This window comes from Thiothrix sp., from assembly GCF_028714775.1.
Taxonomy (GTDB): domain Bacteria; phylum Pseudomonadota; class Gammaproteobacteria; order Thiotrichales; family Thiotrichaceae; genus Thiothrix.
Window position 1 is genome coordinate 51606 of sequence record NZ_JAQTLS010000014.1, and the last position, 23066, is coordinate 74671.

Consider the following 23066-nt stretch of genomic DNA (forward strand, 5'->3'; position numbering starts at 1 on the left):
AAATCGGGGATGCGCTGTATAAAAGGTGAGCGGGCATTGCACCCGCCCACCGCTGTAGGCTTACTTGCCGATCACGCTTTGGCCTTGATCCAGCAACAACCGTGCATGTGCCGCTGCCAGCCGTGCAATCGGGACACGCGGCGCGGAACAGGACACGTAATCCAGCCCAATTTCATCGCAGAAACGGATGGAAGCCGGATGCCCACCGTGTTCTCCGCAGATGCCGACTTTGATACCGGGGCGGGCGCTACGTCCCCAACCGACTGCCAAGCCCATCAGTTTGCCGACACCTTTCACGTCCAGCACCTCAAAAGGGTTGTCTTGCAAGATGCCGCAATCGTTGTACATCGGCAGGAACTTGTTCTCGGCATCTTCCCGTGAGAAGGAGAACGAGGCTTGGGTCAGGTCGTTCGTGCCGAAGGAGAAGAATTGCGCTTCTTCCGCCAGACTTTCTGCCCGCATACATGCCCGCACCACTTCCATCATGCTGCCGAACTCGTAGTGGACTTTGACCCCGAAGTCGGCCTCGACTTGCTGATGGACGGTTTCCACCAAGCGTTTGACGTACTTGAGTTCCTCGACAGTACAGACTTGCGGAACCATGATTTCGGGGAACACCGGCACGCCTTCTTTGGTGCATTCAGCGGCGGCTTCCAGCACTGCGCGGATTTGCATGGTGTAAATTTCCGGGAAGGTAATCCCCAGACGTACCCCGCGATGCCCCAGCATCGGGTTGACTTCGTGCAGCGTCCGCACTTTCTGGAGGATTTGCTCTTTGCGGCTGATGACGCTATCCACCATGCGGGTGTCACCCAATTCATGGACGGTCGCGGGTAAGGCTTCACCGTGGCTGCCCGCCAGTAACTTGACAGTTTCCACCAAGACTTCCATGCCCTGCATTGACAGGCGCAGGTGGTGCAATTGCTCCAGTTCGTTCAGCAGTTGCTGTTCGTTGGGCAGGAATTCGTGAATCGGTGGGTCAAGCAAGCGCACCGTGACTGGACGCGGCGACATGATTTTCAGCACGTCGCGGAAATCCGCCCGTTGGATGGGCAGCAAGCGGTCGAGCGCAGCTTGGCGCTGTTCGGTGGTGTCCGCCACGATCATGTCGATCACAATTGGCAAGCGTTCGGAGGCGTTGAACATGCGTTCGGTACGGCACAGGCCAATGCCTTGCGCACCGTATTGCAGGGCGCGGGCAGCGTCGTGCGGCGTGTCGGCATTCGCCATGACCTTGAGGCGAGCGGCTTTGTCAGCCCATTCCAGCAGGGTGGTGAGTTCGGTGGAAAAGCCAGTTTCCACGGTCGGTACTGCGCCGAGGTAGATATTGCCGCTTGTGCCGTCTAGGGTGAGGACATCGCCTTCCTTGATAATGGCATTGCCTGCAAACGCCTTGCGCAGTTGCACATCAACGTGGATACCTTCTGCCCCAGCGACGCACGGTTTGCCCATGCCACGCGCCACCACAGCCGCGTGCGAGGTTTTACCGCCCCGGCTGGTGAGGATGCCTTGCGCAGCAAAGAAACCGTGGATGTCTTCCGGTTTGGTTTCTTCGCGGATCAGGATGACTTTGATGCCCTGTTTGCCCAAGGTTTCAGCACGGTCAGCATCGAATACTGCTTGCCCGCTGGCAGCACCGGGGGAAGCGGGCAGGCCAGTGGCAATCGCCGTGCCTTTGAATTTCGGGTCAAGCCGTGGGTAAAGCATCTGCTCCAGATGTTGCGGGTTGATGCGCAACAGGGCTTCCTGTTCGGTGATCAAGCCTTCACGCGCCATTTCCACGGAGGTGCGCACCATCGCGCTGGCATTCATCTTGCCGTTGCGGGTTTGCAGGCAATACAGCACACCTTTTTCAATGGTGAACTCGAAATCCTGCACTTCGTGGTAATGGGTTTCCAGACGGTTGCGCAAATCCATCAGTTGCGGGAAAAGCACAGGCATTTCTTCTGCCATGTCCTGCAACGGTTTGGGGGTGCGGATACCGGCTACCACGTCTTCGCCTTGGGCATTGACCAAGTATTCGCCGTACAGCACGTTTTCGCCTGTGCCGGGGTTGCGGGTAAAGCCTACGCCGGTGGCGGAGTCCGTGCCCATATTGCCGAATACCATCGTGACGATATTGACGGCAGTGCCGTTCGCCATCTCGGTGGTAATGTTGAATTCGCGGCGGTAATCGACTGCGCGTTTGCCCATCCAGCTATTGAACACGGCCTTGATGGCGATTTCCAATTGCTCGTAAGGGTCAGCCGGGAACGGCTTGCCGGTGTGGTGCTGTACTACGGCGAGGAAGCGTTCGCTGATTTCTTGCAGATCGCTGGCTTGCAGGGCGATGTCGACCGCGACCCCGGCTTTTTTCTTTACCGCTTCAAATTGTTCGTCGAATAGCTCATCCGGTACGCCCAGCGCGACTTTGCCGAACAACTGGATGAAGCGGCGGTAAGAGTCGTAACCGAAACGTTCGTTGCCGGTGTGGGCAATCAGCCCGACCAAGGTTTGCGCGTTGAGGCCGAGATTGAGGATGGTATCCATCATGCCGGGCATCGACATGGCGGAACCGGAACGTACCGATACCAGCAGCGGGTCATTCGCATCGCCAAAACGTTTGCTGGTGGCGTGTTCCAACATACCCATCTGGTCGTGGACTTGTGCCATCACGCCATCGGGCAGTTGCCGTTCGGGGTCGTTGAGGTAACTCAGGCAAGCATCTGTGGTGATGACAAAGCCGGGGGGGACGTTGAGGCCGATTTGGGTGATTTCGCAGAGGTTAGCGCCCTTGCCGCCGAGTAATTGTTTATCTTTTCCGTTACCTTCATGGTAGGAATATATCCATTTCTTCATGTAATTCACCATCGTTAACCGTAATCGTTTTATTCATTTGATGGATTCCGCCTGTTCGGGGCAGAAAGCGCACCCTCATGGATGTGCATGAAGATGCGGGGTGAATTATATAAGAAGAGCAGGGGGCGTGGCTGTGCAAAGGGTGAAAAGGGGGCGTGAATTTGCCGTTGACTTGACCAAAGGCATGAAAACTTGAAATACATCAGTTAATGGCTGTCCTTAAGCCCAGAAAATATTGCCATCAGAGCAGTAAAAAATGTCGGTTTAGGGGCTTGACGTTGGTTTCGTTGCTACGTATAGTTCGCGCTCTTGATTGAGGAATGCAAGCAAACCGTGTTACATTCTTTCTGATCTTGTCGGAGTATAGCGCAGCCTGGTAGCGCACCTGTTTTGGGTACAGGTGGTCGGGGGTTCAAATCCCTCTACTCCGACCATTCCACTTTTCATCTCCTACTTGCGCCCGTAGCTCAACGGATAGAGCAACGGCCTTCTAAGCCGTAGGTTGCAGGTTCGAGCCCTGCCGGGCGCGCCATTGATGCCCGACAGAAGCAAGTTTCAGTGGTGGCTGTAGTTCAGTTGGTAGAGCACCGGATTGTGATTCCGGTTGTCGTGGGTTCGAGTCCCATCAGTCACCCCACTTTTCCTTATTTCAAATGTTATACAAGAGCCTAGTGGCTGTGTATAATCGCCTCCTTCGTGATTCTTGGTTAGCTGCTTGGCTGTCAGGAATCCACATTTTAAGATACGTGCGAGAATGGCGGAATTGGTAGACGCACTGGTTTTAGGTACCAGCGCCGCAAGGCGTGAGAGTTCGAGTCTCTCTTTTCGCACCACCTTACCCCTTGATTTTAATGATGATTTGCCCTGTATCCGTGGAGAGCAGGCCCGTAACGAGGTTTTCACATGCAAGTTTCTGTCGAAACAATCGGTAACATCGACCGTAAAATGACGGTGGCAATTCCTGCCGCGCAAATTGACCAAGAAGTCGAAAAACGCCTGAAATCCATGTCTGGTCGTGTGCGTATTGATGGTTTCCGCCCCGGCAAAGTGCCTTTCTCCGTGGTAAAACAGCGTTACGCTGACTCTGTGCGCTATGAAGTGGTTGAAAAGCTGCTGGGTACAACCTTCCAACAAGCCGCTAACCAAGAGCAACTGCGCGTTGCGGGTTTGCCAGAAATCGACCTGAAAGCGATGGAAGAAGGCAAAGACCTTGAATTCACCGCAAGCTTCCAAGTTTACCCTGACATCACCATCGCGGGCGTTGAAACCCTGACGATTACCCGTCCGGTAGCGGAAGTGACCGATGCTGACCTCGAAAAAATGGTTGGCGTTATCCGCAAGCAAAACCAAGAATGGCAAGAAGTTGACCGTGCAGCCCAAGTTGGTGACACAGTGAATGTCGATTTCGACGGCACAATCAATGGTGAAGCGTTTGACGGCGGTGCGGCACAAGATTACTCGGTGGAGTTGGGCGCAGGCCGGATGTTGAAAGACTTTGAAGAAGGTCTGGTCGGCATGAAAGCAGGCGAAGAAAAAACCATCGACGTGGCTTTCCCAGAAACTTACCATGCTGAAAACCTCAAAGGCCAAACTGCCCAGTTCAAACTGAGCATGAAGCGCGTGCGTGAATCCGTACTGCCTGAAGTCGATGCTGATTTCATCAAGAAATTTGGCGTAGAAGACGGTTCTGTTGAAACTTTCCACGCGGAAGTCAGAAAGAACATGCAGCGCGAACTGGATAACGCGCTCAAGTCGCAGCTCAAGCAACAAGTTATGGATGGCTTGGCAGCACTGCACGAAGTTGACATCCCTAAGTCACTGGTCAGCGACGAAATCCGTTACATTCGTGAAGAGTTTTCGCAAAACACCAGCACTTCTGCCGATAATATGCCGGACGAGTTGTTTGCCCCGCAAGCAGAACGCCGCGTGAAACTGGGTTTGCTGGTTGGCGAAATTATCCGTCAGCACGGCCTGCAACGTGACCCTGCGCGTGTTGACGCGATGCTGGAAACGCTGGCTTCCACTTACGAAGAGCCACAAGCGCTGAAAGATTACTACCGCAGCAACCGCCAAGCGATGCAAACCATCGAAGCGGCAGTGATGGAAGAAATGATCGTTGAATGGACGTTAGGGTTGGCGACTGTCGCTGAAGAAGCACGCGACTTTGATAGCGTCATGAACCCGAACAAGCAGGCGTAAGCCTTAAAACCCCATAGGGAAAGGTAGGTTGTAATGTTTGGAAAAAACCCGATTGAACCACGTGCAGTTGGTGTGCCGATGGTCATCGAGCAATCTTCACGTGGCGAACGCGCCTTTGACATCTATTCCCGTCTGTTGCGGGAACGGGTCATTTTCTGCGTGGGTGAAGTCGAAGATTACATGGCTAACCTGATCGTGGCGCAGTTGCTGTTCCTCGAATCCGAAAACCCTGAAAAAGATATTCACTTGTATATCAATTCTCCGGGTGGGGTGATTACGGCGGGCATGGCGATTTATGACACCATGCAATTCATCAAGCCGCAGGTCAGTACCTTGTGTATTGGTCAGGCGGCGAGCATGGGCGCGGTGTTGTTGGCAGGCGGTGCTAAGGGCAAACGTTTTGCCCTGTCGCATTCGCGCGTCATGATCCACCAACCGTTGGGTGGTTTCCGTGGGCAGGCTTCTGACATTGAAATCCATGCGCGGGAAATCCTCAAAATGCGGGCGGAACTGAATGCGGTATTGGCGATGCACACCGGGCAACCGATTGAGCGTATTGATCAAGACACCGACCGTGATAACTTCATGGATGCGCAAGCGGCACAAGCTTACGGGCTGATTGACGAGGTGTTGACTGTCCGTTCGTGATGATTTTTCCCTGAATTTGCACCATTCATCTAAAAACAGCCTGCTTTGTCAGGCTGTTTTCGTGTTTGGACAGGTGTTTTTCAGCTAAGGAAGCGTAAAATAGCCGTGTAAAACGTAGTCTTCTTGTCACTGGGCAAGTTAATTACAATAATACAGCTTGAAAACTCCCGGAGGGACACCCACATAGTCCCTTACGATCAAAAATAGCGTGCCATGAGAAAGTGGTACAGGATAGAGGTTCCGATGAGCAAAGATAAAAGAGGCGATCATGACAGCGGCAAATTGCTGTATTGCTCTTTTTGTGGCAAAAGCCAGCACGAAGTACGCAAACTGATTGCCGGGCCTTCGGTATTCATCTGTGATGAGTGCGTCGATCTCTGTAATGACATCATTCAGGAAGAAATGCACACCGCTCAGACCACGGATGATAAATCCAGCCTGCCTACCCCACGTGAGCTGAAAGCCAGTCTGGATGAATACGTTATTGGTCAGGAGTTGGCGAAAAGAGTCCTGTCCGTCGCTGTCTATAACCACTACAAACGCCTCTACCGCAAAGGCGGCAAAGATGATGGTGTTGAGCTGGCGAAAAGTAACATCCTGCTGATCGGCCCCACAGGTAGCGGTAAGACCTTGCTGGCGGAAACGCTCGCCCGCTTACTGAATGTGCCGTTCACCATTGCCGACGCCACCACCTTGACCGAAGCCGGTTACGTGGGCGAGGATGTGGAAAACATCATTCAAAAACTGCTGCAAAAATGCGATTACGATGTGGAAAAAGCCCAGACTGGCATTGTTTACATCGACGAAATCGACAAAATTTCCCGCAAAGCTGAAAACCCTTCCATTACCCGTGACGTATCCGGCGAAGGCGTGCAACAGGCATTGCTGAAACTGGTGGAAGGCACGATTGCTTCCGTACCGCCGCAAGGTGGGCGCAAGCACCCGCAGCAAGAATTCCTGCAAGTCGATACCCGCCACATCCTGTTCATCGTGGGTGGGGCATTTGCGGGTATGGATAAAGTTATCCGTAACCGTACCGAAAAGGGCAGCATCGGCTTCTCCGCCAAGGTCAAAACCCCGGATGAAAACCGCCGTTTCGGTGAAGTCATCAAGGATATTGAAGCAGAAGACTTGGTGCGTTACGGCCTGATCCCTGAATTCGTTGGTCGTTTGCCGGTTGTGGCAACCCTTGAAGAGCTAGACGAAGAAGCCCTGATGCAAATCCTCACCGAACCGAAGAACGCTTTGACCAAACAATACGGCAAGCTGTTCGATATGGAAGGTGCGGAACTGGTATTCCGTGATGATGCTCTGCACGCCATTGCCCGCAAAGCGATGGAGCGTAAGACAGGTGCTCGTGGCCTGCGCAGCATCATGGAAAAAATCTTGTTGGATACCATGTACGATCTGCCATCACTGAATGATGTGGGCAAAGTCGTGGTGGATGAATCCGTGGTCAATGGTGAGTCCGCGCCTTACCTCATTTACGAAAATGCTGAACCGCAAGCCGCTGCCGCTGCTGGCGAATGACATGAGTGATTGTTATGGCTAAGACATTGGTTGTTCCCGTATTACCGTTGCGTGACGTAGTGGTTTATCCCCACATGGTCATCCCCTTGTTCGTTGGGCGGAATAAATCCATCCAAGCGCTCGATATGGCGATGGAGCATGATAAACAAATCCTGCTGGTCGCCCAAAAAAGCGCGGAAGTGGATGCCCCGGACATTGAGGATGTGCATACCGTCGGCACGCTTGCCACCATCCTGCAACTGCTGAAGCTGCCAGATGGCACGCTGAAAGTGCTGGTGGAAGGGCTGGAGCGGGCAGAAATCATTGCCATTGACAAGGAAAACGACTTTTCCTCGGCTGAAGTGGAGCTGCGTGCTTCCATTTTGGCGGATGCGCGTAAAGTCGATGCACTGAGCCGTTCCTTGGTCGGCCTGTTCGAGCAATACGTCAAGCTGAACAAAAAAGTTCCGCCGGAAATCCTCTCGTCTTTATCCAGCATTGATGACCCGATCCGTTTGGCGGATACCATTGCCGCGCATCTGGGGCTGAAAATTGCCGAAAAGCAGAAAGTACTGGAAATGCTCGATGTGGAAGAGCGCATCCAGTATTTGATGGAGCTGATCGAAGGCGAAATTGACCTGTTGCAGGTGGAAAAGAAAATCCGTGGGCGCGTCAAACAGCAGATGGAGCGCAGCCAGCGCGAGTACTACCTAAACGAGCAGATCAAAGCCATCCAAAAAGAATTGGGCGAAATGGATGACGCCGCGCCCAATGAAATGGAAGAGCTTACCCGCAAGGTCGACGCCGCCGGGATGTCCAAAGAAGCCAAGGACAAGGCCACCACCGAGCTGCATAAGCTGAAAATGATGTCGCCGATGTCTGCCGAAGCCACTGTCGTGCGTAACTACATCGACTGGTTGGCAAACCTGCCGTGGAAGAAAAAATCCAAGGTCAACAACAGCCTGCCAACCGCAGAAAAAGTGTTGAACGAAGACCATTACGGTTTGGATGAAGTCAAAGAGCGCATCCTTGAATTCCTCGCCGTGCAACAGCGGGTGAAAAAGCTCAAAGGCCCGATCCTGTGTTTGGTGGGGCCTCCGGGTGTGGGTAAAACCTCATTGGGGCAATCCATCGCCCGCGCTACCGGACGTAAATTTACCCGCATGGCCTTGGGTGGGGTGCGTGATGAAGCCGAAATCCGGGGGCATCGCCGCACTTACATCGGCTCATTGCCGGGTAAAATTATCCAGAATTTGACCAAGGTGGGGACACGTAACCCGCTGTTCCTGCTGGATGAAATCGACAAAATGTCGACTGATTTCCGTGGCGACCCGTCTTCCGCTTTGTTGGAAGTGCTCGACCCGGAACAAAACCACACCTTTTCCGACCATTATCTGGAAGTCGATTTCGACCTTTCAGACGTGATGTTTGTGGCAACCTCCAACAGTATGCGCATTCCGGGGCCATTGCTTGACCGCATGGAAGTCATCCGCATTCCCGGCTATATCGAGGATGAAAAGCTCAGTATCGCCCGCAATTACCTGATCCCTAAACAGATCAGCGCGAATGGCCTGAAAAAGGGCGAGTTGTCTATCAGCGATTCCGCCGTTTTGGACATCGTGCGCCATTACACCCGTGAAGCCGGTGTGCGTAACCTTGATCGCGAAATTTCCAAGCTGTGCCGTAAGGCGGTTAAGGATCACTTGCTCAGCGGCAAGAAGAAAACCGCCATTACCCCACGCAATATTGAAAAATACCTTGGGGTCAAGCGCTTCGATTACGGGCGTGTTGACCAGAAAAACCAGATCGGTCAAGTGACTGGGCTGGCGTGGACATCCGTTGGTGGCGATTTGCTGACCATCGAAAGTGCTTTGTTGCCGGGTAATGGCATGATCAAGAGCACCGGGCGTCTGGGCGAAGTCATGAAAGAGTCCATCCACGCGGCAGAAACCGTGGTTAAAAGCCGCGCCCGCAGTTTGGGCATTACCCGTAAGTTCCTACGCCAGCACAATGTACATATCCACGTGCCGGAAGGTGCTACCCCCAAAGACGGCCCGAGTGCCGGGATTGGGATGGTAACAACGATGGTTTCTGCCATGACACGCATCCCCGTGCGGGCGGATGTGGCCATGACAGGTGAAATTACCTTGCGCGGCGAAGTGCTGCCTATTGGTGGCCTGAAAGAAAAATTGTTGGCAGCGCATCGCGGTGGCATCAAGCTAGTATTGATCCCGCGCGAAAATGAAAAGGATTTGGCAGAAGTGCCAGATAATGTCAAAAAGGGCTTGGAAATCCGTCCGGTCAAATGGATTGATGAAGTATTGGCGTTAGCCTTAGAACGTCCACCAGAGCCTTTGGCAGACAATGAAGACCTTGATGATGATGAAAACGGCGCACAGTCGGCAACGGCTACCCCTGTGCCAGAAGAAGAGGAAACCGCTCCAGCAAGGACACATTAGTTGACCTAGCACGGGATGAAATGCTTGTAGTGCGGTTGAAGCCCGTCATTTTGTTGACATATTTCAGATGTCACTGGTATAACTGTCGGGCGTATCCGCATTGGGTGGCTCTGCTGGTTTTCAAGTGGCAGGAGTGTTTCGGTTTTCCTCTATAACGAATTCACAAGGAAACATTTTATGAATAAATCTGAACTGATTGACGCAGTATCAGCAAAATCAGGCTTGACAAAAGCTGATACTGACCGCGCATTCAAAGCGTTTGTTGAAGTGATTACAGAATCCATGGCGAAAGGTGATTCAGTCGCTTTGGTGGGCTTCGGTACGTTCTTGGTTCGTGAGCGTCAAGCCCGCGCAGGACGCAATCCGCGCACCAATGAAGCAATTCAGATTGATGCAGCAAAAATTCCTGCATTTAAAGCTGGTAAAGCGCTAAAGGATGCCGTACAATAGCGCACTTTCCACTGACGGGTAGTTAGCTCAGTTGGTAGAGCGTCGCCCTTACAAGGCGAATGTCGGGGGTTCGAGCCCCTCACTACCCACCATTTTCATCGCGCGGAGCGGTAGTTCAGTCGGTTAGAATACCGGCCTGTCACGCCGGGGGTCGCGGGTTCGAGTCCCGTCCGCTCCGCCAACTATTCAGAAGAGGATACCAGCAAGGTATCCTTTTTGTTGCTTTTAAAAAATCGCGGAGCGGTAGTTCAGTCGGTTAGAATACCGGCCTGTCACGCCGGGGGTCGCGGGTTCGAGTCCCGTCCGCTCCGCCACTTTTTTCCCATTCCTTCCTTTCCCGTCTTAATGTATGATGCGTGCTTGCGCCCGTGGGGCGTGCGCATTAATTATTCATTTACCAACACATTGACAAAAACGAACAAAGATCATGCTGCAAAATATTCATGACAAGGCCAAAGGTTGGATTGCATACGCAATCGTCGGTCTGATTACTATTCCATTCGCTCTGTTCGGCATCAATTCCTATTTTGAAGGCGGCGGCAAGCTGTCGGCAGCGGTCGTCAATGGGGAAGAAATCCCTGTGCAGGCTGTGCAAAATGCCCTGCTGGAAATGAAACAGCAGTTTGGCGGGAAATTGCCAGCGGGTTTGGATGATGCGGCACTGAAAACAGCGGCCTTGGATTCGGTTATCAACCAAACCCTGATGCAGCAGAAAATTAGGGACGGTGGCTACCGCGCCAGCAATCAGGAAGTGGCTGATGCAATTGCTGCCATCGACGTTTTCCAAAAAGATGGCAAGTTTGATAAGCAGACCTATGAAAACCTGCTGAAAACGCAGCGCCGTGACCCGGCGGATTTTGAAGCACGGGTACGCACGGATTTGTCCCAGCAGCAATTGCGCGGGGCGGTGCTGGATACTGCGTTCCTGCCAAAAGCCGAAGCGGAACGTTACCAATCCTTGCGTAACCAACAGCGTGAAGTCGAACTCTTTACCTTGAAAGCCGCCGATTCCCAAGCGCAAGCCCAAGTGACGGATGAGCAGGTTTCCCAGTATTACACGCAAAATAAAGCCTCCTTCATGACCGAAGAAAAAGCCAAGTTGGCATATTTGGAAATGAAGCGCGACGATTTGGCAGCGAAAATTGCAGTTGATGAACCTACATTGAAGAAATGGTTTGAAGAAAACGCCGAGCATTTCGTACAGCCGGAAGAACGCACTGCCAGCCATATTCTGGTGAGTGTGGCAGACCCCGCGAAAGACGCAGATGCCAAGAAGCGCATTGATGCCTTGTACGCTGATATGCAGGCGGGCAAGCGCACCTTTGAAGACATTGCCAAAACCGATTCCGATGACAAAGTTGCGGCTGAGAAGAATGGCCTGATTGGTACGATTGTTACCAGCGACTGGGGGCCTGAATTTGTTAAAGCGGTTTCAGCGTTGAAAGCAGGGGAAACCTCTGCCCCGGTTAAAACCGAAGCCGGTTATGAAATTATCCGCATCACTGAACTCAAGCCAGCGGTGCAGAAAACCTTCGAGCAAGCCCGCGCAACGGTTGAGCAAGATTACCGTAAGGAACAGGCTGACAAGGAGTTTGCTGACAAGGCTGACCAAATCCAAAAGCTGGCTTACGAGAATGACGGTGCACTGGAACCTGTCTCTAAAGCAGTGGGCTTAACCATCCAGCAATCTGACTGGATTACCCGTTCCCAAGGGCAAGGGGTTGCGGCTGATGAGAAAGTGCGTACTGCGGCCTTTGCAGAAGATGTGCTGAAATCAGGCAAGAATTCCGACATGCTGGAACTGGCTGATGGTCATGCAGTGGTGGTGCGGGTTATCAACCACGAAGATTCCACGCAAAAACCACTGGATGCGGTAAAAGCAGAAATCCGTACCAGCTTGTTGGCGCAGGAAGCCCGCAAGTTGACCGCGCAAAAAGGCGAAGATTTACTGAAAAAACTCACTGCCGCCCAAGCATGGTCAGTCCTGACAGCCTCTGGCTTGGGCGCTGAAACGGCGGTTGAGAAACCGGGTCTGGTAGGGCGCACTGGTAGTGCGTTGGCTCCAGAAGTTGCCGATCAGTTGTTCAGCATGACGCAACCCGCCGCAGGTAAGGCAAGCTGGTCAAGTGTTGTGTTGGCAAACGGTGATTACGTGGTGATGGCGCTGAAATCGGTCAAAGCCGGTGAAACAGCATTGGATGCTGCTTCCGGCGCGGTCTATGATCAAAGCACCGGGTCACGTGAGTTGGACGCCATGTTGCAAGGTTTACGCGAAACGGCGGACATTGTAACCCATCCTGAGAACCTGTAACGGGCTGCATGAAAGTTCACCTTAAGGCATTGGGATGCCGTCTCAATGAGGCAGAATTGGAGCAGTGGTCACAGCAGTTCCGTGCTGCTGGGCATGAAATCGTGCCCAACGTGCCTGATGCCGATGTATTGGTGCTCAATACCTGCGCCGTGACTAACGATGCCTCCGGCAAGTCACGCCGCCTGATGCACCGGATGTACAGGGAAAACCCAGAAGCCCGTCTAGTGGTCAGCGGTTGTTACGCCACCTTGCAAGCCAAAGAAGTTGCCGATGCCATCGGTGTCGATCTGGTTGTGCCCAATGCGGAAAAAGACCAACTTCCCCAACAAGTCATGCAGGCTTTCGCACTGCCGGTGATGCCTGCAATGGCAACCGAACCGGGCGAAACGCCATTGTTTTTACGTGGGCGTCAGCGTGCTTTCATCAAGATTCAAGACGGTTGCCGTTACCGCTGTACGTTTTGCATCGTCACCGTAGCGCGGGGCGATGAGCGTAGCCGTACTGAAGCGGAGATCATTGCCGAAATCAACACATTGCATCAGCAGGGTATCCAAGAAATCGTGCTTACGGGTGTGCATGTGGGCGGGTACGGCAGTGACATTGGCACTTCCTTATACGCTTTGGTGCAAGCAGTCCTGCGGGAAACCGACATGCCGCGCATCCGTTTTGCATCGGTCGAGCCGTGGGATTTACCGGACGGTTTCTTTGCCCTGTTCAGTAACCCCCGTTTGATGCCGCACATGCATTTACCTTTGCAAAGCGGCGCGGATTCGGTGCTGCGGCGCATGGCGCGGCGTTGTAAGACTAGCGAATTTAGCGAGTTGCTGGTGCAAGCGCGGCAAAACATTCCGGGTTTCAATGTCACCACCGATATTATCGTGGGTTTTCCGGGTGAAACGGAACACGAGTGGGAACAGTCGTTGGCGTACCTTGAGTCGGTTGGCTTTGGTCACATCCACATCTTTAGCTATTCAGCGCGGGAAGGTACGAAAGCGGCAGGTTTACCCGACCCCGTGCCTGAGTTGGTCAAGAAGCAACGCAGCCAAGCACTGCATCTGCTGGCAGAACGCCTGAAGCACGATTGGTTACAGCAGCAAGTCGGTAAAACTGTCCCTGTCTTGTGGGAATACGGGCGTCAAGAAACGGATGGGCAGAAGGTTTATACCGGCTATACTCCAAACTACTGTAAAGTAATGGTATCGGTGTCAGATAATAAACATCTGGAAAATGTCATTGCGCAGGCAACTTTACAGGGTGTGGCTGCGGATGGCGGGATGCTATGCGGGAGTTTGGAAGGATGAATATCAGGTCACTAAGTTTTGGCATTTATGCTGTGCTGCTCGGTATCGTGTTGTCAGGTTGCCTTTTCTCTTCCGAGTCGCAAAAAGTGCGTGAGACCACGGAACAGTTCTGGCAAGCGGTGTTAGCTGGGGACATGGAAAAGACCAAGGAACTGGTGACATGGGAAAGTACCCAGTACCTGCAATTCCTCAGTAACAAGGGTATCTCGGCACAACGTTTTGAGACGGGTGAAATCAAGATACAGGACAATGTTGCCGAAGTGGCTACCGTGCTGTACGGCGGGGAAAAAGGCGATATGCCGATTCCGGTGCGTACTATGCTGGTGCGCAGCAACGACAAGGATAAATGGCAAGTTGATGTGCAAAAAACCATGGGTTCGATGGTCAGTGGCGCGATGGGCGCAGTCGTCGACCAGTTGAACAGTTTTATGCAAAATGGCTTGAAAGACCTCGACCGGGCACTGTCCGATAGCGTCAACCAGTTAAATGACGCATTGAAGAAAGGGGTCGACCAGCTACAAAAGGATTTGATTGTACCACCTGCCCAACAGCCGCCTACTCCCCCCGCAAACGCTCCGCCACCTGCTGGGCAAGCAATATAAGATTGTTTTTTAAGCAAAAAGCGGGCATATCACCCGCTTTTCTTAATTTGTGTTGCATTCAGGAACTATTCAGTTTTATATGCGATCTTATGTATGCCCAGTTAGTGATTGGTGCGTTCTTGATAGTCTGAGTGTATGGATCAATTAGTCAGAATTTGTCCATACCGATCCGTACAGGGATGAAAAGCACCATTTTGTCAGTCAGTTAGTGGCGGGCGAATAAAGGAATGTTATGTTACTGTTATGCTATGCAACCATTAAGTTGGTTAATGCATGGTAGGAATACGTGGTCTTAACGAAATAATGAAGCCGGAACTACCCCATGCCCAAGCTCATCATCAAACAGAATTTGCCACCCCCTTCCATAGAGGAAAAGTGGCTGAATGCGTTGCAAATTATTTTGCCACTCGTTCTGCTGCTTGTTGCTGTATCAGCCGCTGTATCGCTCTATTCTTCTAACTCAAACAACGCTACCCCGACTGTTACATCATCACCTGTCCAAGTGGATAAGCCCGCCGTTGCGGTAGAGCCAACGACTCCGCCACCGCCAGTGCAGGAAGTTGTTCCTGCCGTTGCTGTTCCTGTCGAGGTTTCCCCTCCGCCAGTTGTTGTTCCGCCTGTTGCCCCTGCCATTGTTGAAAAAACACCGGAAAAGCCTGATACGGATGCAGCTAAGCCTGACGCGAATGCGGGATTGCCGCCGGGGGTTAAGTTACCACCGGGGATGTGTCCATTGTTTGGCCCCGGTGCGGCTGAGTGTAAAGCAAACGCGAAACACTAAACCTCATTCCAACGCGAGAATATCCAGCCATGCCTGTTCAGTGACAGGCATGATGGATAGGCGATTGCCTTTACGTACCAGTGGCATGTCTGCCAGTTCCGGGCGATTCTTCAACTCTACCAAGCTGATCGTGCGCCTTACGTGGCGTACAAATTTCACATCCACCCGATACCAGCGTGGATTGTCTGCGGTACTTTTGGGGTCATAATATTTGGCTTCGGGGTTGCAGGCGGTGTCATCGGGGTAGCCGCGAGCCGCTATTTCCGCAATACCTACAATGCCGGGGACATCGCAGTTGGAATGGTAAAAAAATACCTGATCGCCGACCTGCATCTGGTCACGCATCATGTTGCGGGCTTGGTAATTGCGTACCCCATCCCACGGTTCAATACCTACCCGTTCTAGGTCATCAATCCCGAAGGCATCGGGTTCTGATTTCATCAGCCAGTATTGCATCTTTTGCCCTTATGCCCGTTTTTCTGGGGTAATCTGCTGTACGGTGAAATGCCCGCTGGCATCAGCCATGCGTTCCATCAGCCACGGTAATACTTCGCGCATTTGTTTCGCCAGCAGCCAAGGTGGGTTGATGGCAAATAGCCCGCTGCCCGTCATGCCCATGCCATCGCTGTCTGCGCTGGGGCAAAACTCGATTTGCAGGATGTCGGGTATACCTGTTTTTTGCAATTCATTGGTCATTTGCCGTACCCGTTGGCGTGAAATGACCGGATACCACAGCAGGTAAGTGCCGGTCGCAAAACGTTTGTGCGCTTTTGCCAAGGTGCTGATGACCTCGGTGTAATCACTTTTCAGCTCGTAAGATGGGTCAATCAGGGTAACGGCGCGGCGTGTAATGGGGGGAAGTAAGCCCAGTAAGCCTTGCAAGCCATCTTGTTTGCGGATTTGTGTGTGTTTGTTGTCACCGAACAGGGTTTCCAGTGCGCGAAAATCCATTGGGTGTAACTCGAACAGGCGCATGGCATCGGTGGGGTGCAGCATTTGTGCTGCCAGCCACGGGGAGCCGGGGTAGCGGTGCAGTTGATCCTGTTGGGGATTCAGTTGCCTAATTAGATTGAGATAGGTTTGTACACTGGCAGGTATCTGCCCTACCTGCCAAAGGGCTTGGATGCCTTGGGCAAATTCACGGGTTTTTTGGGCTTCTGAACCCGTCAGTTTGTACAGGCCACTGCCCGCGTGGGTGTCGATGTACCAGAAAGGTTTGTTTTTGCTTTGGTAATAGTCCAGCGTTAGTACCAGTACGAGGTGTTTGATGACATCGGCATGGTTGCCTGCGTGGAAAGCGTGACGGTAGCTGAGCAAGGTTTTGTCCTTCGCTGGGCAGGGCGCGATGCAATAACACCGCGCCTGTTTTTAGGGATGGGTACTTACTGTACGGTAGTCGCAGGTGGCGTAGTGCTGGCTGCTGGCGTGACAGGTGCTACAGACGTTGCTGTTGCCGGGCCAGGTGTCGCTGTTGGTGCTGCTTCAGGAGCCGGAACGCTGGCAGGTGCAGTAGGCGCAGATACTACAGGTGCGGCAGTGACGGCTGCCTCTGGTGCAACAGGTGCGGCAGTAGGTGCTGGTACGGGTGCAACAGTAGCGTTGGCGGCTGCTTCCGGTGCAGCTGGTGCAACAGGCGGCTCAGGCATTGTCATGCCGGGCGGCGTTGGCATTGGCGCCATGCGGGGGTTGAAACGTGGCGTATTGTTACCCCATCCCATGTTCGGGAAGTTGGAGCCGTTACCAAAAGATGGGCCGTTGTTCCAACCCATGTTCGGGAAGTTGGAACCATTACCAAAAGACGGGCCATTGTTCCAGCCCATGTTGGGAACGTTCGGGCCATTACCCCATGACGGGCCGTTATTCCATCCCATGTTCGGGAAATTGGAGCCGTTACCCCATGACGGGCCATTATTCCAACCCATGTTCGGGAAGTTGGAACCGTTACCCCATGACGGGCCGTTGCTCCAGCCCATGTTAGGGCCGCCATTCCAGCCGGATGGGCCATTGCCCCAGTTGAAGCCATTACCGGAATTGCCCCATGACGGGCTGCTGCCCCAATTAAAATCAGGGTTCATGTTGAAATTGTTAAAGCCCCAGCCATTGGCGCTTGCGCTGCCTGCGGCGGTTGCCAAAATGATTGCTGCAATCGTTTTTTTCATTGGTGTTTGCTCCCTTCCTAGAGTCGGTCACGCTAACGTAAAACAGGCCGGATAAACCGGCCTGCTCAGTATACCCCGTTGAGAGGTGAATTAGTTAGTTGCTGGCGCGGTTGGCGCAGGTGCTGCGGCTGGGCCTGGTGTCCCTACTGGGGCAGCCATTGGCGCAGGCATAGGCATCATTTGCGGCTGCATTGGCATTGGAGCCATCGGCATCATTTGTGGTTGCATCATAGGAGCGCCAACCATTGGTGGAGCCATCATAGGTGCTTGACCGTAGCCCATTGGAGCGCCGTAAGGCATCATTGGGTAGTTATTGTTGTTGTTGCCCATGAAAGGCATGTTGCCGAAGCTGTTATTGCCGCCCATGAAAGGCATGTTACCGAAGCCGCTGTCGTCGTTATCGTCGCTAAAGCTGTCGGACATTTCTTCCATCCAGTACATTGGAGTCCATTCTGGCCAATCGCTTTCTTCGTAGTAAGGGCCGTTAGGACCCATTTTCCACTCGCCATTGTTGCTGTCAAAGAAGTTTGCGTTTGCAGTTGCAGATACAGCCAACAGGCTCAGGCCAATCAGTAATTTATTCATCTCGAATTCTCCTAGTGCGGGTTATCTAGCGACCAGTCTATGTACGTTACGCTGATCATGTAGTTACTATATCAGTATATTCTAATATATGCTAGTGCTTAAATTCAAAAAAACTGGCGTCGGTTGCGGCGGCATTTAACGGCACATCCCACGTCTGGCGTACCAGTTTTTCCCGCTGTTGGAAAGCATAAGCAAAGCCGGTCAAACTGGGGCGTTGCATGGTAGTTCTGCGTTGTTTGAAGGCAAATGTCCGGTCGTAAAAACCGCCGCCCATGCCCCAACGGGTTCCCAGTGTATCGAACGCCAGCAATGGTGTTACCACCAAATCCAGCCAGCGGGCAGGGCGTCGGTGACGGTGGCGTGGGTAGGGTTCAGGAATACGGAAGCGGTTCATACGGAAACGTGTTTTCTCATCCCAACGGACAAACCATAAGCGGCTGTCCTTGAGTGGCGACAGCACTGGCAGGTAAAACCGTTGGCGCGGCAATCCCCATTGGCGTAACAAACGCGGGTCAGCCTCCCCACGTACTGGCAAATACAGGGCAATGTGGCGGGCGTTACGGAAGGTGCGTTGGGCGTAAAGGTTACGTGCAATCTGGCGGGAAAGTGCTTGCTGCTCGTGTTGGGGGAGGGCGGCGCGTTGTTGGCGAATCTGTCGCCGTAAGGTTTTTTCAGGGGGATGTATGGTTGTTGGCATCAGGGTTTTTTAGGCAAAACTGGAAGAGTACATCCTCAACCCGTAATTCTTCGCCCGGAATGAGTTTGCGCGAGGTACGGGCAGCTTCTTTGCCCGCTTCCCGGATAATATATTCGCCGAGGGTGCTGCGCTCAATCAGGATTTGCCGGGTTTGTTGGTTGCCCAATACCACCCGTTCTTGGATGAGCGGGATGATGTAACCGGATTTGCGCCCATCCAATACTTTCAGCCACGCGGGGAAGGTGGGTTCCATCAGCTTGGGGTGGATGCTCAAACGTTGCAGTTGGGAATCAACCTTTTGTTCGGAACGGAACACCACGCGGTATTTGCCCAAATCAATCGAGTCGCCGTCTTCCAAATAATGTTGCTCAACCGACAGGCGGTTGACGTAGGTTCCATTGGTACTGTCGAGGTCTTCGAGGAAGCAATCGTCGCGCACCATTGTAATCCGGGCGTGGTGCAAACTGATGGTACGGTCGGGCAGCGCAACATCACACTTGGGGTGACGCCCAAGCGTAACGCTGGTTCCTTTTATGGCAATGCGTTTGATGATTTGTTTGTCCAGCAGCACAACCAGTTCGGGCATGATTAGACAGTAACCTTTTTCGCGTTACGCTGCACAGTACGCAGCTTAGGTTTAATACGGGAGTATTGTGTACCGTTGGAAATTTTTTTGCCAGTGCGGGTGGTTCCCAAGGTGTTGTACTTGTGCGGAGAATAGCTGACAAAGGTGAGTTGCGCGGGCGGTAACGCCTCAATGATTTCCGCCACACGCCGGGCATTTTCACGTGGCAGGATAATGCGGTTGGAATATTGCGGCGTGGCAATGCCGGTGCGGAAGTAAGGGTTCAGTGCCACCAGATGGTTGGCATCCAGCCCCGCTTTCAAGGCCGCTTGGCGCAGGTTGACGGGTTTATCAATGTGTAATTGCGCCAGCCTTGCCTCATCCGGCGTATCAGCCAAAGCAATACCATAGCGGTCGGCGTGGCTGATCAGCTCTTTGAAAGCCAACAGGCGCGGGACGTATTCACGGGTTTCTTTCGGCAGGGAAAGATACCAAAACGTGGTGGGCAAACCTTGGCTGCGGTTGCTGTCGATTTCACGCTGCACACGCCCTTCACCGCAATTGTAGGCAGCCAATGCCAGCAACCAGTCGCCATTGAAATCGTCGTGCAGTTTTTGCAGGTAATTGAGTGCTGCCCCGGTGGAGGCAAACGGATCCATGCGTGCGTCGTATTGCTTGTTTTGTTGCAAGCCGTAGCGCCGCCCGGTATCTGGGATGAATTGCCACAGGCCAGCCGCGCCCGCTTGGGAAAACACATCCGGGTCGAAAGCACTTTCCACGAACGGCAACAGCGCCAGTTCGGTGGGCATGTTGCGCCGGTCAACTTCATGTACGATCATGTGCAGGAACACGCTGGCACGTTCCGAGAGCATGGTCAGTTGGCGGGGATTGCGCCCGTAATAATTGACGAAGTACTGCACCTTCGGGTTGCTGGCATTGCTATCTAGCTGAAAACCTTGGAAGACGCGATCCCAAGTGTCAAAATCCTGATCCAGCGCGGCTTTTGATTTTTTACCTGTCGACGTGCGGTAAACGGCATCTTGGATGTGGTTGCTTGAATGGGAAGATGACCGGACGAAGGATGCTTTTTGCAGTTTGGCTTTGGCGGCGGTAGGTTTTGCCATCGTGCTGGAACAGCCCGAACCACTGAAAACAGCAACGAGGGATGTTGCGACTAGCGCATACGTGCTCATTTTTATCATTGTTTTATTCCGTAAGCCCATTGTTATTATGTCGATCCTGATTCGCCGCTATAATTTGCTAGGGCGGGATCGTTTGACGGTAAGCCCGAATATAATACGTACCATTCTGATGAACAAGGAAAAACCGCTGAACGCAACATTCCCAACACGACAGCTTCCACCCGGTACGGCAATGTGCAGGCGTTGGTATGCAACGCAGGCAGGCCAAGCCACGCTGGCGGCGGTGCAAGCAACCGTTACCCGCATGACGGCGGATGTGTTCGGTTACTACGCGCTGGAAACCGGGGTTTTGGCAGGTAAACAAAACTTTTTGTCCGAATCACGCATTGCCAGCCACTTTTCTTTAGGCACAGTACTGGGCGAAAGCGTCAGCGCGGTGGGCACGCCCGAACACTTGCCGTTTGATTTCACCAATCTGGATTTGGTGGTCGCCAGCCACGCGCTGGATTGCACCCCGCAGCCGCATCAGGTGTTGCGCGAAATCGAGCGGGTCTTGGTTCCCGAAGGGCATTGCATCCTGATCGGTTTTAACCCGTTCAGTTTCCGGGGGCTGGGGCAATTGCGCTACTGGCACAGGCGCAAGCAGATGCCTTGCCATACTTACAGTACCTTCCGCGTGCGTGAGTGGTTGAATGTGCTGGGGTTTGAAGTGCTGGAAACGGTTTCGGTCGGTTTCTGCCCCGCATTTGGCGGCGAACAGCTTTTTCAGCATACCCGGTGGCTGGATGCTTTGGGTGATAAGTTCAAGCTGAGTGTTGGTAATGTAATGATCATCCACGCACAGAAAAAGGTTTCCAACATGACGCCGCTGCTGCCTTCACGCAAGGCCGTGCAGGTGCTCAGGCCGGGAATCGTCGTTAACCGGGGGGCAGGGCGTGTCTCCCGCAAAGAGCCAAACAATGTCAAATAAAATGGTCGAAATTTTTACCGATGGCGCGTGCCGGGGCAATCCGGGGCCGGGCGGTTGGGGAGCCTTGCTGCGTTACAACGGGACTGAGCGTGAGCTGTACGGCTACCAGCCGGAAACCACCAATAACCAGATGGAATTGATGGCGGCAATCCAAGGCTTAGAAACCCTGACACGCCCTTGCCACGTGGTGCTGACGACCGACTCCAAATACGTCATGCAGGGCATTACGGAATGGATTGGCGGTTGGAAACGCAAAGGTTGGAAAACTGCTGCCGGAAAGCCCGTCAAAAATCAGGAGCTTTGGCAACGGCTGGACGCGGCAGTCGCTACCCACCAAATTGAATGGAGCTGGGTCAAAGGCCACAGCGGGCACGACGAAAACGAACGGGTTGACCAACTCGCCAACAAAGCCATCGACGAGAAAAAATTATGAGCCGCCAAATCATCCTCGATACGGAAACCACCGGACTTGACCCCAAAGAAGGCCACCGCATCATCGAAATCGGTTGCGTGGAAATGGTTAACCGCCGACTGACGGGCAGCACCTTCCACCACTATTTGCAGCCTGACCGCGAGATTGATGCTGAAGCGGAAGCCGTCCACGGGATCAGCAATGCGTTCCTTGCCGACAAACCGCGCTTTGAAGATATTGTGGAAGCGCTACTGGATTACCTGCGCGGTGCGGAACTGATCATCCACAACGCCCCGTTCGATATTGGTTTCCTCAATAACGAACTGCAATTGATTGATCCGGCGTATAAACCACTGACCGATTATTGCGCGGTGACGGATACGCTGGTGATGGCGCGGCGCATGTTCCCCGGTCAACGTGCCAGTTTGGACGCGCTGTGCAAACGCTACGAAATCAACAACGCCCACCGCACCTTGCACGGCGCGTTATTGGACTCGGAGATTCTGGCGGATGTGTACCTCGCCATGACGGGCGGACAAGTCAGCCTCTCGCTCGGCGGTGAAGACGACAGCAACCGTGATGCAGGCGGCGGCGCGGGCATCCGTCGGGTGGTGGCGGATGTCAGCCGTTTGCGCGTGATCCAAGCCAGCGAGGAAGAGTTGGCGGCACACGCTGAGCGCGTGGCGGCAATTACCAAGTCGGCGGGCAAGTGTTTGTTTGCGGAGTGATTATAGGTGCTGCAAGTGAATGTTTGCCGATGCCCCATCCGGGAAACAGACAGTCAGTTCTAGGCGTCCGCCCAGCACTTCCACATATTTGCGCAAGGTAGAAAGGTAGATGTCATCCCGCCTTTCAAGTTGCGCCACATTGGGCTGTTGGATGCCCATGGATTGCGCCACTTCTACTTGGGTTTTGCCGCGTTGTTGGCGTAATTCTGCCAAGGTCAGTTCCGCCAGCATTTCAACTGCTTTCGCGGAAGCGGCGGCTTTCACCTCAGGTGAAACTTGCTTGAGCAGTTCTGATAACGGTTTTGCCATGTTGCACCTTGTTTATCTGGAGCTGTCCAGATGCTTTTTGAATTCACGTTCTGCCACTGGGATCATGCGTTTGTAGAAACGTTTGTCCCCGGTTTTGTCGCCGCCACACAGTAGGACTGCCCTGCGCACAGGGTCAAATGCGAAAAATACCCGGTATGGCCTGCCCTGATGTTGTATCCGTAGTTCCTTGAGGTTGCTGACCGTTGTGCCTTCCAGCGTATCCACGTAAGGCCGTCCGAGTTGTGGGCCACGGACTTCAAGCAGGTGGATGCTGGCGAGGACATCGGTCTGTTCTGCGTCATTGAGGCTCAAAAACCATTCATTGAATACCTCAACCGTCAGGATTTCCCACATGCTTGATACCTGATTATACGTTATAAAGTATATACTCTAAAAGATAT

22 protein-coding genes and 7 tRNA genes are annotated in these 23066 nt (G+C 53.2%); 19 read left to right on the forward strand and 10 right to left on the reverse strand.

Annotation, left to right across the window (positions count from 1 at the left end):
- Nucleotides 1–60: 60 nt before the first annotated feature.
- The gene (gene ppdK / locus PHE17_RS13775) at nt 61–2838 is read right to left on the reverse strand and encodes a pyruvate, phosphate dikinase (protein WP_301016470.1); all 2778 of its coding nucleotides are present in this window, start codon (nt 2836–2838) and stop codon (nt 61–63) included.
- Nucleotides 2839–3195: 357 nt separating this feature from the next.
- Between ppdK and PHE17_RS13780 the strand changes: the two genes are divergently transcribed.
- From PHE17_RS13780 to PHE17_RS13855, 16 genes are all read left to right on the forward strand, one after another.
- Nucleotides 3196–3272: transfer RNA gene (locus PHE17_RS13780), tRNA-Pro, on the forward strand.
- Nucleotides 3273–3294: 22 nt separating this feature from the next.
- A tRNA-Arg gene (locus PHE17_RS13785) sits at nt 3295–3370 on the forward strand.
- 29 nt (nt 3371–3399) lie between these two features.
- Nucleotides 3400–3475: transfer RNA gene (locus tag PHE17_RS13790), tRNA-His, on the forward strand.
- A 111-nt stretch (nt 3476–3586) separates the two neighbouring features.
- A tRNA-Leu gene (locus PHE17_RS13795) sits at nt 3587–3671 on the forward strand.
- A gap of 70 nt (nt 3672–3741) precedes the next feature.
- Complete coding sequence (tig, locus tag PHE17_RS13800) at nt 3742–5037, forward strand: trigger factor (RefSeq protein WP_301016471.1); 1296 nt, start codon at nt 3742–3744, stop codon at nt 5035–5037.
- A 33-nt stretch (nt 5038–5070) separates the two neighbouring features.
- Nucleotides 5071–5685 carry an ATP-dependent Clp endopeptidase proteolytic subunit ClpP gene (clpP, locus tag PHE17_RS13805; protein WP_301016472.1) on the forward strand — a complete coding sequence of 205 codons (615 nt, stop codon included), beginning with the start codon at nt 5071–5073 and terminating at the stop codon, nt 5683–5685.
- A 243-nt stretch (nt 5686–5928) separates the two neighbouring features.
- A complete protein-coding gene (clpX, locus tag PHE17_RS13810; RefSeq protein WP_301016473.1) occupies nt 5929–7215 on the forward strand; it encodes an ATP-dependent Clp protease ATP-binding subunit ClpX in 1287 nt (428 codons plus the stop codon).
- Nucleotides 7216–7229: 14 nt separating this feature from the next.
- Nucleotides 7230–9653: an endopeptidase La gene (gene lon / locus PHE17_RS13815; RefSeq protein ID WP_301016474.1), complete on the forward strand. Its 2424-nt coding sequence runs from the start codon at nt 7230–7232 to the stop codon at nt 9651–9653.
- Between the two features lie 99 nt (nt 9654–9752).
- Nucleotides 9753–10103 carry an HU family DNA-binding protein gene (locus PHE17_RS13820; RefSeq protein WP_301016511.1) on the forward strand — a complete coding sequence of 117 codons (351 nt, stop codon included), beginning with the start codon at nt 9753–9755 and terminating at the stop codon, nt 10101–10103.
- 16 nt (nt 10104–10119) lie between these two features.
- Nucleotides 10120–10195 (forward strand) — tRNA-Val (locus PHE17_RS13825).
- A 12-nt stretch (nt 10196–10207) separates the two neighbouring features.
- Nucleotides 10208–10284: transfer RNA gene (locus PHE17_RS13830), tRNA-Asp, on the forward strand.
- A 56-nt stretch (nt 10285–10340) separates the two neighbouring features.
- A tRNA-Asp gene (locus tag PHE17_RS13835) sits at nt 10341–10417 on the forward strand.
- A 113-nt stretch (nt 10418–10530) separates the two neighbouring features.
- Complete coding sequence (locus PHE17_RS13840; RefSeq protein ID WP_301016475.1) at nt 10531–12414, forward strand: SurA N-terminal domain-containing protein; 1884 nt, start codon at nt 10531–10533, stop codon at nt 12412–12414.
- 8 nt (nt 12415–12422) lie between these two features.
- Nucleotides 12423–13715: a tRNA (N(6)-L-threonylcarbamoyladenosine(37)-C(2))-methylthiotransferase MtaB gene (mtaB, locus tag PHE17_RS13845; protein ID WP_301016476.1), complete on the forward strand. Its 1293-nt coding sequence runs from the start codon at nt 12423–12425 to the stop codon at nt 13713–13715.
- The gene (locus tag PHE17_RS13850) at nt 13712–14317 is read left to right on the forward strand and encodes a hypothetical protein (protein ID WP_301016477.1); all 606 of its coding nucleotides are present in this window, start codon (nt 13712–13714) and stop codon (nt 14315–14317) included. The genes mtaB and PHE17_RS13850 overlap by 4 nt, the downstream gene beginning before the upstream one ends.
- Before the next feature lie 322 nt (nt 14318–14639).
- Nucleotides 14640–15098, forward strand: coding sequence for a hypothetical protein (locus tag PHE17_RS13855; protein WP_301016478.1), 459 nt, complete (start codon nt 14640–14642; stop codon nt 15096–15098).
- A 3-nt stretch (nt 15099–15101) separates the two neighbouring features.
- Here the strand turns inward: PHE17_RS13855 and PHE17_RS13860 are convergent, their stop codons facing one another.
- From PHE17_RS13860 to PHE17_RS13890, 7 genes are all read right to left on the reverse strand, one after another.
- Nucleotides 15102–15554 carry an EVE domain-containing protein gene (locus tag PHE17_RS13860; RefSeq protein ID WP_301016479.1) on the reverse strand — a complete coding sequence of 151 codons (453 nt, stop codon included), beginning with the start codon at nt 15552–15554 and terminating at the stop codon, nt 15102–15104.
- A gap of 9 nt (nt 15555–15563) precedes the next feature.
- Nucleotides 15564–16415, reverse strand: coding sequence for a 23S rRNA (adenine(2030)-N(6))-methyltransferase RlmJ (gene rlmJ, locus PHE17_RS13865; RefSeq protein WP_301016480.1), 852 nt, complete (start codon nt 16413–16415; stop codon nt 15564–15566).
- 65 nt (nt 16416–16480) lie between these two features.
- Entirely contained in the window at nt 16481–17257 is a 777-nt protein-coding gene (locus PHE17_RS13870; protein ID WP_301016481.1) for a hypothetical protein, read from the reverse strand.
- A gap of 90 nt (nt 17258–17347) precedes the next feature.
- Complete coding sequence (locus tag PHE17_RS13875) at nt 17348–17842, reverse strand: hypothetical protein (RefSeq protein ID WP_301016482.1); 495 nt, start codon at nt 17840–17842, stop codon at nt 17348–17350.
- Between the two features lie 91 nt (nt 17843–17933).
- Nucleotides 17934–18539, reverse strand: a complete 606-nt coding sequence (locus PHE17_RS13880; RefSeq protein ID WP_301016483.1) for a 5-formyltetrahydrofolate cyclo-ligase — start codon at nt 18537–18539, stop codon at nt 17934–17936.
- Nucleotides 18514–19125: an FHA domain-containing protein gene (locus PHE17_RS13885; protein ID WP_301016484.1), complete on the reverse strand. Its 612-nt coding sequence runs from the start codon at nt 19123–19125 to the stop codon at nt 18514–18516. The genes PHE17_RS13880 and PHE17_RS13885 overlap by 26 nt, the downstream gene beginning before the upstream one ends.
- A gap of 2 nt (nt 19126–19127) precedes the next feature.
- Complete coding sequence (locus PHE17_RS13890) at nt 19128–20306, reverse strand: transglycosylase SLT domain-containing protein (RefSeq protein WP_301016485.1); 1179 nt, start codon at nt 20304–20306, stop codon at nt 19128–19130.
- A gap of 109 nt (nt 20307–20415) precedes the next feature.
- On the opposite strand from PHE17_RS13890, the gene PHE17_RS13895 reads away from it, so the two are divergent.
- The 3 genes from PHE17_RS13895 to dnaQ are packed head-to-tail and all read left to right on the forward strand — an operon-like array spanning nt 20416 to nt 22356.
- On the forward strand, nt 20416–21216 hold the full coding sequence (locus tag PHE17_RS13895) for a class I SAM-dependent methyltransferase (RefSeq protein ID WP_301016486.1): 801 nt from the start codon (nt 20416–20418) through the stop codon (nt 21214–21216).
- Nucleotides 21206–21649 carry a ribonuclease HI gene (gene rnhA, locus PHE17_RS13900; protein WP_301016487.1) on the forward strand — a complete coding sequence of 148 codons (444 nt, stop codon included), beginning with the start codon at nt 21206–21208 and terminating at the stop codon, nt 21647–21649. The genes PHE17_RS13895 and rnhA overlap by 11 nt, the downstream gene beginning before the upstream one ends.
- On the forward strand, nt 21646–22356 hold the full coding sequence (gene dnaQ, locus PHE17_RS13905) for a DNA polymerase III subunit epsilon (RefSeq protein WP_301016488.1): 711 nt from the start codon (nt 21646–21648) through the stop codon (nt 22354–22356). The genes rnhA and dnaQ overlap by 4 nt, the downstream gene beginning before the upstream one ends.
- Here the strand turns inward: dnaQ and PHE17_RS13910 are convergent, their stop codons facing one another.
- Nucleotides 22357–22665 carry an XRE family transcriptional regulator gene (locus tag PHE17_RS13910; RefSeq protein WP_301016489.1) on the reverse strand — a complete coding sequence of 103 codons (309 nt, stop codon included), beginning with the start codon at nt 22663–22665 and terminating at the stop codon, nt 22357–22359. It lies immediately after the preceding gene.
- A 12-nt stretch (nt 22666–22677) separates the two neighbouring features.
- Nucleotides 22678–23019, reverse strand: coding sequence for a type II toxin-antitoxin system RelE/ParE family toxin (locus PHE17_RS13915; RefSeq protein ID WP_301016490.1), 342 nt, complete (start codon nt 23017–23019; stop codon nt 22678–22680).
- Nucleotides 23020–23066: the final 47 nt, after the last annotated feature.